Annotated in this window: 10 protein-coding genes; 4 read left to right on the top strand and 6 right to left on the bottom strand. The window is 71.7% G+C overall.

The window, feature by feature from the left end:
• The coding region (locus ACVNF4_RS26965; RefSeq protein WP_461805472.1) for a lytic polysaccharide monooxygenase at positions 1-813 on the top strand (813 nt) is incomplete at its 5' end.
• A 19-nt stretch (positions 814-832) separates the two neighbouring features.
• Here ACVNF4_RS26965 and ACVNF4_RS26960 read toward each other — a convergent pair.
• A complete protein-coding gene (locus ACVNF4_RS26960) occupies positions 833-1,468 on the bottom strand; it encodes a Tat pathway signal sequence domain protein (RefSeq protein WP_461805471.1) in 636 nt (211 codons plus the stop codon).
• A 570-nt stretch (positions 1,469-2,038) separates the two neighbouring features.
• Between ACVNF4_RS26960 and ACVNF4_RS26955 the strand changes: the two genes are divergently transcribed.
• Both ACVNF4_RS26955 and ACVNF4_RS26950 read left to right on the top strand, forming a co-directional pair.
• A complete protein-coding gene (locus tag ACVNF4_RS26955) occupies positions 2,039-2,713 on the top strand; it encodes a DUF6230 family protein (protein WP_461805474.1) in 675 nt (224 codons plus the stop codon).
• Positions 2,714-2,718: 5 nt separating this feature from the next.
• On the top strand, positions 2,719-3,240 hold the full coding sequence (locus ACVNF4_RS26950; RefSeq protein ID WP_461805470.1) for a DUF6114 domain-containing protein: 522 nt from the start codon (positions 2,719-2,721) through the stop codon (positions 3,238-3,240).
• A gap of 107 nt (positions 3,241-3,347) precedes the next feature.
• Here ACVNF4_RS26950 and tatA read toward each other — a convergent pair whose 3' ends face one another.
• Positions 3,348-3,638: a Sec-independent protein translocase subunit TatA gene (gene tatA / locus ACVNF4_RS26945; protein WP_461805469.1), complete on the bottom strand. Its 291-nt coding sequence runs from the start codon at positions 3,636-3,638 to the stop codon at positions 3,348-3,350.
• 101 nt (positions 3,639-3,739) lie between these two features.
• Here tatA and ACVNF4_RS26940 point away from each other — a divergent pair, with 101 nt between their 5' ends.
• Positions 3,740-5,290 (top strand): LCP family protein, encoded by a 1,551-nt coding sequence (locus tag ACVNF4_RS26940; RefSeq protein ID WP_461805468.1) that lies wholly within the window; start codon positions 3,740-3,742, stop codon positions 5,288-5,290.
• On the opposite strand, the gene mgtA is transcribed toward ACVNF4_RS26940, so the two are convergent.
• The 4 genes from mgtA to ACVNF4_RS26920 all read right to left on the bottom strand — a co-directional run.
• Positions 5,281-7,782: a magnesium-translocating P-type ATPase gene (gene mgtA / locus ACVNF4_RS26935; protein ID WP_461805467.1), complete on the bottom strand. Its 2,502-nt coding sequence runs from the start codon at positions 7,780-7,782 to the stop codon at positions 5,281-5,283. The genes ACVNF4_RS26940 and mgtA overlap by 10 nt on opposite strands.
• Complete coding sequence (locus ACVNF4_RS26930) at positions 7,772-8,086, bottom strand: ArsR/SmtB family transcription factor (RefSeq protein ID WP_461805473.1); 315 nt, start codon at positions 8,084-8,086, stop codon at positions 7,772-7,774. The genes mgtA and ACVNF4_RS26930 overlap by 11 nt, the downstream gene beginning before the upstream one ends.
• Positions 8,087-8,328: 242 nt before the next feature.
• Positions 8,329-8,754, bottom strand: coding sequence for an ankyrin repeat domain-containing protein (locus tag ACVNF4_RS26925; RefSeq protein ID WP_461805466.1), 426 nt, complete (start codon positions 8,752-8,754; stop codon positions 8,329-8,331).
• Between the two features lie 243 nt (positions 8,755-8,997).
• On the bottom strand, positions 8,998-9,735 hold a 738-nt coding region (locus ACVNF4_RS26920; protein ID WP_461805465.1), incomplete at its 5' end, for an aromatic amino acid lyase.

Below are 9,735 nucleotides of genomic sequence, written 5' to 3'. Positions count from 1 at the left end.
GCCGCGCACGGCGCCCCGACCACTCCGGTGAGCCGGGTGTTCGCCTGCTCCCCCGAGGGCGGCGCGAACTCCGGCACTGCGGCCTGCCGGGCGGCCGTGCGGGCGAACGGCGCGTCCTTCGCCGCGTGGGACAACCTGCGCGTCGCCGACGTGAACGGCCGCGACCGGCAGACGATCCCGGACGGCGAGCTGTGCAGCGGGGGCCTCTCCGCGTACAAGGGGCTCGACCTGGCCCGCGCCGACTGGCCCTCGACCGAGCTGAGGCCCGGCGCCACGCTGCGGATGACGTACGCGTCGACGATCCCGCACACCGGCTCGTTCAAGCTGTACCTGACGACCCCGGGGTACGACCCGTCGAAGCCGCTGACCTGGTCGGAGCTGCCGGAGAAGCCGTTCGCGGTCGTCAAGGACCCGCAACTCACCGGCGGTGCCTACCGGTTCAGCGCGAAGCTGCCCGCCGACCGGACGGGGCGGCACGTGCTGTACACGATCTGGCAGAACACGAGCACGGCGGACACGTACTACTCGTGCTCGGACGTGGTGTTCCCGAAGGCGGCGGCCCGGAAGGAGACGGAGAAGCCGACGCAGACCCAGAAGCCGTCGCCGGAGGCTCAGACACCGTCGCCGACGCCCACACCGCCCCCTGCCTCGACTCCCCCGCCCACGCCCACTCCCGCCGTGACCCCGGCGTCCGCCCCCGTCGCGAAGGACACCGGCACCGGTCCGTCCGCCCCCGTGCTGGCGGGCGGTGCCGCGGCGGTTCTCGTGCTCGCCGGCGGCACCGCCCTGTTCATGCGGTTGAGGCGCAGGTGAACGCCCCTGCGGGGTCAGGTCAGTTGACCGTGACCGCGTTCGTGCCGTCCGACACCGGGGCGTACTTCGCGGTGAAGTAGCCGGCGGCGAAGCACAGGGACGAACCCGAAGTGCGGGTGAACGCCTGGCGGTTGAAGTTGATGCTGTTGTCGGCGTTGCTGGTGGTGCCGTTCAGGGCCGGGCCCTGGTAGACGCAGGTGATGTTGCCGAGCAGGGTGCGCAGCACGACCGTGGTCTGGATGACGCCACCGCTCGGCGGGGTCACCGTGAGGGCGCCGTCGGAGGCGGCGGCGACGGTGTAGGGCAGGTTGTCGACGGTGATGCTTCTGACACCGGTGACACCGAGGACGTTCGAGGTGCAGTTGGCGAAGGTGTGCGCGGTGAGCGTCTCGGTCGCCGTGCCCGGCGCGGCCGGGTTGTCGGTGACGGTGGCGTTGAACCCGGAGGACGCACAGGAGATGCCGCTGGTGCCGGTCGCGCTGGAGTAGAACGTGGCGGCGGTGCCGGTGGCCAGGGACGCGGTCAGGACGTCACCGACGGCCACGTCGGCGCCGTTCGCGGTGAGCACCGCGCCGGCGGCGGAGGCCGGGGTGACGGCCGGCAGCGTGAGGGCGGCGGCGGCGCCGAGGACGGCGACGAGAGAGCGAGCGCGCATTGCGGGTGCCTCTTTCTTTTCAGGGGGTGCCGAAGACACCCGGGACGACCCGGGGTCTTCGGGGAGGAGCGGCCGACAGGGGGGAAGTGGCCGCGTTCGGCTCCGAGGTGGAACGCCAGGTGAGAGCGGACTCGGCGGAGGTGCCCGTCCCTGGGAGGGGCGGGCACGTCCGGTCGGAGAAAGTCCGGGAGCGCGACGGACGTCGCGCTGCGGGTCCGGCGCCACGGACCCGGGCTGAGCCAGGAGAGTTCTAGACCTGAGACTCAGTCAGAGTCAAGCGGTTGGACGGAAGTTGATGAAGTGACTGACCGTCAGTAATCAACTGTCAACGGCGGTGTACCACCAGTGGCGCCGCGATCCATACCTGGCGCACAATGAACACCCTTTTTCCACAACTCCCTTGACCCGTAGTTGTAACCATCGGTAACTTCCTGGCTTGGCTACTGCCGCGTAACGAGAAAGTCCGTACGACTTCCGGGAGTTGTGGGGAGCGTGCACGGCAGCCGCTGTCCGCGCCAGGACAACGCGCCACAAAGCAACCTGCATGTACTAATGCCCATGGGAGCAGACATGGCCTCGTCCCCGGACGTCACACCGTCCGCCGACCACACACCCGGGAGTCCGGGTAGCGGTACCACCGAAAGACGCGGCAGGGTCCGCGGGCGCCGGGCCGCCGTACTGGCGGTGCCCGCCACGCTCGCCGCCGCGACTCTCGCCGTCCTGACCGGCGAAGGCATCCTCGGCGTCCAGTTCGCGATCTCCGGTATGCCGTTCGTCGTCAAAGCCGACAAACTCGAAGGCGTCGGTTTCGAGCAGTACGGCGGGCTCGACCACATGATCAAGGACTCGCCCAACCAGGGCGACACGGACGGCTCGGTCCTCGTCGTGACCTCGGTCATCGGCAAGGGCAAGCTCACCAACATGTGCCAGTCCGTGGACCTCGGCGGCATCCAGCTGCTGCTGACCGCCGGCAACAAGGGCAAGAAGGTCGAGGTCGAGAACCTGGCGATCGACTCCGACGAGATCATGGGCAACGCCGAGTTCAGCGACATCGAGATCGGCCGTGACTCCAGCACCTTCGACCGGGTCCCGCCCTTCAAGGGTCCCGAGGGTGTCTACGGCCAGCAGGCGCGCACCGTCACGATCAACAACCTGTACCAGCACAACTACGGCGCGACGGCGGCCGTCTTCAAGCTGCCCGACCTGCGCATGAGTTTCTCCACCAGCGGATGCCCGGGGACGTGACCTGAGTGACCCAGCACGAACCGCCGGCCGTACCCGAACCCGAGCCGGCCGCGCCGGCCGAGCCGACCGCGTCCGCCGAGGCGGGCCCGAAGGCGTCGGCGCGACAGCGTTTCCGTCAGTGGCGAGGGCGCCGGCCGTTCGTCGGCGGGTTCCTGATCACCTTCGGCGGTGCCGAGATCCTTCTGACGATGAAGGCACCGCTGGGCGTGGTCCTGCACATCGGCGTGCAGGGGCTGGCGGGGTATCTCCTGCCCTCGCTCATGATCCTCTGCGGCCTGCTGATCCTGTTCAACCCGGTACAGCGGCTGTTCTACTCGATCACCGCCGTACTGCTCTCCCTGGGCACCTGGGTGACCTCCAACATCGGAGGGTTCATGGTCGGCCTGTTGTGCGGCCTGATCGGCGGCAGCATGGCCTTCGGCTGGCTGCCCGACCAGGAGCCGCGCCGCACCCGGCGGCAGCGGCGCGAGGAGTCCCGTTCGGCTTCGGAGGCACTGCTCCCCAAGGGGGCCGGGGAGCCCGCCTGAGTCCGTCGCCGTGACGCGCCTCGGCGCACAGCAAGACACAGGCCGGTGCGGTCCGCTGCCACGCACAGCGGACCGCACCGGCCTCTTCGTACGGCTTTGCGGAGATTTCAGCTCTGCGTGACCGGCGGCTGAACGTTCTGGGCGACGTGCTGCGCGGTCACGGGCTGCGGGCGGACCGCCTCCGCCGCGGTCGTCACGGTCGTCGGCTCGACGGCCTCCGTCGGGTGCGCGGCGCTCTCGGCGCTCTCTTCCTTCATCGCCTTGGCCTCGCTCTTGAGGATGCGCATGGACTTGCCGAGCCCACGGGCCGCCTCGGGCAGCTTCTTCGAGCCGAAGAGGACGATGACGACGATCGCCACGATCAGCAGGTGCCAGGGTTCCAGTCCGTTACGGAGCATGACCTGATCTCTCTTTCGTCGAGCCTAGTCGGAGTCATACTCCGGAAGGTTGCTACATTGCGCAACTGTACAACCTGAGGTGAGACACAGCGAGGGCGCCGATGACCGTCACCAGCAGCCGCAGCGCAGCACCGTCACGCCACCGGACCGGGGCCAGACGCGCCGCGCCACCGGACCGGGGCCGCGGGCGCCGACGCGGCGACCAGCGCGGACCCCGCTCCCGGCGGATACGCGTGGTCCTCGCGATCGCCTTGTCGCTGCTGGTCCTGCTGGGCGCGGGCGCCGGCTGGCTCTACCTCAAGCTGACCGGTGACATCAGCACCTTCGACGCGGGCGGCCTCTCCGACGACCGGCCCGACGACACCGCCGGCGAGAACGTCCTGGTCATCGGGTCGGACGCGCGCACCGACGGGAACGCGGCGCTGGGCGGGGGCAACAAGGACGACGTCGGGCGCTCCGACACCGCCTTCCTGCTCCACGTGTACGCCGACCACCAGCACGCCCTCGCGGTCTCCATCCCCCGCGACACGCTGGTGACGATCCCGCCGTGCAAGCTGCCCGACGGCAGTTGGTCGGCGGAGCAGCACAACACCATGTTCAACGCGGCGTTCTCCATGGGGCAGACGGACAAAGGGAACCCCGCCTGCACGCAGAACACCGTGGAGAAGCTGACCGGGATGCGCGTCGACCACACGGTCGTCGTCGACTTCAAGGGGTTCGCGTCGCTGACGGACGTCGTCGGCGGGGTGGACGTGTGCCTCCCGAACGACATCTACCAGAAGGACCTCAGCCCCGGCCGGGCCACGCGCGGGGACCTGCTCTTCGCGAAGGGCGAGCAGAAGGTGTCCGGGCAGAAGGCGCTGGACTACGTCCGGATCAGGCACGGTATCGGGGACGGCTCGGACATAGGCCGGATCAAGCGCCAACAGGCGTTCGTGGCCAGCCTGTTGAAGCAGATCAAGGAGAAGGGGCTGTCCCCGACGAACCTGCTGCCGCTCGCCGAGGCCGCGACCAAGTCGCTCACCGTCGACCCCGGGCTCGGCTCCGCCGACAAGCTGATCTCGTTCGCGATGTCCCTCAAGGACGTCGACCTGCACAACACCAAGTTCGTGACGGTGCCCTGGCGTTACGAGGGTGCGCGGGTCGCGGTCGTCGAGCCGGACGCGTCCGCGCTGTGGGCGGCGCTCAAGGAGGACCGGACGATCGACGGGCAGAACGCGGGCGGCAAGAAGGGGGGTCCGGCGAAGCCGAAGCCCGCCTCGACGCCGGCTCCCGTCTCCGGCGCGGGAATCGACGTAGCCGTCTACAACGGCACCACGACCCCCGGCCTCGCCGCGAAGGGCGCCGAGAAGCTCACCTCGGCCGGCTTCACCGTCACCGGTACGGCGACGGCCTCCAGCCAGGCCCACGCGACGACGGTGATCCAGTACGGACCGGGCCGGGAGAAGAACGCACAAGCGGTTGCCTCCGCTTTCCCCGGCGCCCGCCTCGAACCGATCTCCGGCCCCGCCCTCAACGTCGTCCTCGGCGACGACTACGCGGCGACAGCGGGCACCGGCACCACGGCCTCCCCCACCGCCGTCCCCACCCAGGTGGCCGCCGACGCCCGCTCGGCGGACGACAACCCGTGCTCGAACCTGTCCTACGGCTGACGCCGGGCCAGCGGTCTCAGGGCCAGCGCGTACAGCAGCAGCACCGCGCCCAGCATCAGGTAGTACGGCAGCGGCAGCCCGGACATGCCGAGGACGGCGCCGAGGGGGCTGGGCGGGAGGAGGAGCCCGACGGCGACGAGGGCGACGGTGGCCCAGCCGACGGGGCCGGGCCACCGGCCCCGGTGCACGGCGCTGCGGCCGGTGCGCAGGAGGACCATCACCAGGGCCTGGGTGAGGAGGTTCTCCGTGAACCAGGCAGAGTGGAAGAACGCCTCGTCGTCCACCTCGTCGGGCCCGCGCAGCGCGAACGCCAGGAGCACGAAGGTCGCGAGGTCGGCGACCGCGTTGAGCGCGCCGAAGCCGGTGATCAGCGCGAGGAAGGAGCGGGGCCGCAGCACGGTGGGCCGGCGCAGGACCGCCGCCGAGGGACGGTCGTACGCGAAGGCGAGCTGCGCCGCGTCGAAGCACAGGTTCTGGACGAGGACCTGCGCCGGGAGCATCGGCAGAAACGGCAGCAGGAGGCCCGCCGAGAGCATCGCGAGGATGTTCCCGAGGTTGGAGGAGAGCGTGACGCGCAGGTAGGACGCGATGTTGCCGCTGCTGTAGCGCCCGGCGGTCACCGCGTGCCCGACGGCCGTCAGCTCCTTCTCCCCGAGGACGACGTCCGCGCTCTCCCGGGCCACCGCGCACGCCGCGCGCGGGGCGATCCCGACGTCGGCGGCGCGCAGCGCGGGCGCGTCGTTGACGCCGTCCCCGAGAAAGCCGACGGTGTGCCCGCGCTCGCGCAGGGCGGTGACGACGCGGGCCTTGTCCTCGGGTGTGCAGCGGGCGTAGACGGTTGCTTCGGGGACCTCACCGGCGCTCAGAACGACCGGCACCCCCGGGTCGAGCCCCAGCTCCCGGCAGACCCGGGCCGCCGTCCCGGGCGCGTCACCCGTGAGGACCCGTACGGAGATCCCGCGCGCGGCGAGCCCCCGCAGCGCCTCGGTCGCGCTGGGGGCGAGCGCGTCGCGGAAGGCCACGAGGCCCCGGAAGGTGAGTCCGCGTTCGTCGGCGGGGGTGTAGGGGCGGCTGCGGGCGGTCCGCTCGGCGGTGGCGACGGCGAGCAGCCTGAGGCCGTCGTCCGCCTGGTCCACCGCGATTTTCAGCAACCGTTCCCGTTCGGTCTCCGTGAGGTCGCAGCGCGCCAGGACGTCGTCCACCGCACCCTTGGTGATCAGCAGGTGGGTGCCCGGACGACGCCCCCGGACGACGGCCGTCGCGATCCGCCGGGCCGGGTCGAACGGCACGGTGTCGACGCCGTCGTACTCCTCCCCCACCGCGCCCGCCGCGTCGAGGAGCGCCTCGTCGAGGGCGTCCGGGGTGGGCAGTTCGGCGAGTTGCAGGGTCCACCAGGCCTGGACGGCGGCCCAGTGGACCGGGTCCGGGTCGTCGTCGCCGTCGGGGCCGACCCCGTGCGCGAGGACCGGGCGGTCCTGGGTGAGGGTGCCGGTCTTGTCGACGCACAGGACGTCCACCGCGCCGAGGTCGTGCAGCGCGGGGAGGCGTTTGACGATGACGTTGTGCGAGCGGGCCAGCAGGGTCGCCCCGCGCGCCAGACACGTCGTCACGATCACCGGCAGCATCTCGGGCGTCAGCCCCACCGCGACCGCCACCGCGAACGGCAGCGTCTCCAGGCCCCGGTCCCGCAGCGCCGCGTTCGCCATCAGCACCAGCGGCGGCGTCAGCAGCATGAACCGGATCAGCACCCACGAGATCCCGTGCACGGACCTGTCGAAAGCGTTTCCCGTCGGCCGCACCGGCGGCCCGTGCGAGGCCGCGAACCGCGTCCCCGCCCCCGTCTCCACCACGACGGCGGTGGCGCTGCCGGAGGCGATGTCGCTGCCCTGGAAGCAGAGGTGGGGGGCGTGGTAGAGGTCCCGTTCCGCCCCCGCCCCGTCCACGTGTTTCGCCACCGGCCGCGACTCCCCCGTCAGCGCCGCCTGGTGCACGGTGAGCCCCCGGGCCCGCAGCAGCCGCACGTCCGCCGGCACCAGATCCCCCGCGCCGAGCCGGATCACGTCCCCGGGGACGAGTTCCCCGACCGGGATCTCCCGGGTCAGCGGGGCTTCGCCGGGACCGGGGCGGCGGACGACGGTGGCGGTGCCGGCGACGAGGTCGCGCAGGGCGGCCACGGACCGGTCGGCACGCCGCTCGCCGCTCGCGCGCAGGACGCAGCTGACCGCGACGAGGGCGAGGATGACGGTCGCGGTGCCCCAGGAGGAGACCAGCGCGGAGACCAGGCCCAGGCAGAGCAGGACGCAGGTGAAGGGGTCGCGGACGCCGGTGAGCAGGAGGCGTGGCCAGGCGACCGTGGAGGTCGCGGGGAGCGTGTTCTCGCCGTGCTCGGCGAGGCGTGCCGCGGCCTCGTCCTCGGTCAGTCCGTACGGCCGCGTGCCGAGCCTGCGCAGCGTCTGGAGGGCCGTGCCGTCGGCGGCCCGCTCAGAGGCCACGGAGGCGGGGCACCGGGACGTCGGCCCCGACGGCACGGTCGTTCAGCCGCCCGAGGACCAGCCGGACGACGTCCACGACGTCCGGGTCGTCCACGAAGTACACCTGGCGCCGCCCCTCGCGCCGCGAGCGCACCAGCCCGGCCAGCTTCAGCTTCGTCAGATGCTGGCTGACGGCCGGCAGCGCACCCCCGACCCGCTCCGCGAGCCCCGTCACATCACTCTCGCCCTGCGCGAGCGCCCACACGATGTGCAGCCGCGCGGGCGACGCCAGCAGCCCGAAGCTCTCGGCGGCCTGCGTGAGCATTTCGGCGGAGGGATCCTCGAACGCCACGGCTGCCGACCTCCTGAGCTCTGCGATGTCACTTCACTGAACGGATCGGGCCAGTTTACGACGTGAGGGCGGGTGGGGGGGTGTGGTGGGGCGATGGGGGTGGTCCGGTGGGGGGGCTTGGGGGGTGGAGGGCGCTGCCGTGGCTGTCGGTGCGCCCGTCCCGGCTGGAGGAAGTGGCCCGATCCCTCGCCGCCCACGACGAATGGGCGGAAATCTCACACGCCGTCCCGTGCACCCGCCGCCAGCAGAACGGCGACCGTCTCGTCGTGCGAGCCCGCGCGGGCCCACTTCAGCGGGGTGAGTCCGGTGCCGTGGTCCTCGGCGAGACCGGGGTCGGCGCCGTGGGCGAGGAGAGTGCGGACGGTGGCCGTGTGGCCCCAGCAGGCGGCGGCGCACAGGGGGGTGCCTTCGGCGCCGGGTCCGGCGCTCTCCTCGTTCGGTGGGGCGCCGGCGGCCAGGAGGAGGCGGACGGCCTCGGTGTTGCCGTGGACTGCGGCGGCGTAGAGGGGGGTGGTGCCGTAGGGGTCGCGGGCGGTGGGGTCGGCGCCGGCGCGCAGGAGGGCGGCGGTTTCGGTGCCGGTCTCGCTCCGGGACGCGCTCATGAGACGTCGGGTGAGTTTCTTCTGGCGTCTTCTGTTCATCGGAAGGGAGGTTAGTGGGCGGTTCCGGATGCCGTTCCGGATTTTTCTCCGGTATACGCGTCGAAACAGCACAGAACCCGCCCCAGTTGGGACGGGTTCTCTTTCTGAGCGCTGGGCAAGCCTTGCACTTACATCTCCCCGCAGGAAGCGGGGCGTCTTTCCTTGGACCACCAACGCGCGTTCTGTTCCGCCTTGTTCGACGGCCAGCTCGTGTTCAAACCTTACCCCACCCCGAGGGGTGCCTCACAACTCGGCAAGCGTGGGGAGGAGTTCGGCCGCCGCCGCGATGTCCGCGGTGAGGGGACGGTCGTCCGTGCCGGCGGGCAGGGCGGCGGAGACGATGGTGAACGCGGACGTCGGCGGCGGGGCCGGCCGGAGCCGAAGTGCCCTGACGGCGGCGACCAGTTCGCAGGCGAGGAGGGTCGTGCAGGCGTCCGCCGCACGCAGGGTCTGCCTGGCCGCCTGGCCGGCGAAGCTCGCGGCCTCCTCCAGGCCGTGGGACACCACCGCGTGCCCCGCGGAGGCGGGTACCGCCTGCGAACGCAGCTCCGCGAGCGCCGAGTTGGCCGTGTACTCCAGGATCATCGTGCCGGAGCTGCTCGCCGGACCGTCCGCCAAGAAGGGTGCCAGACCGGTGAGTTCGGAGTTGCCGAGTGCGTTGAGGCGGGCGACGGAGAGCTGGGCCGTCTTCAGCAGGGCCAGGTTCAGGCCGTCCAGGGCGAGCGCGAGGGGCGCCGCGAAGAAGCCGCCGTGGTGGTAGGCGGTGACCTCGTCCGGGTCCACCAGGGGGTTCTCGGAAGGGCAGTTGACCTCCACCTCCACCACCTCCCGCACCCTGTCCCCCGCGTCCAGCGCACACCCGTGCACCTGCGGAAACGCCCGGAACCCGTACGGATCCTGCACCCTGCGCGCCGCCACCACCGGCACGCCCGGCCACCCCAGCACCCGCCGCACCTCCCCCGCCGCCCGCGCCGCCCCCGC

It is taken from the genome of Streptomyces sp. S6, from assembly GCF_054880855.1.
This window is presented reverse-complemented; position numbering and strand designations above follow the sequence as displayed.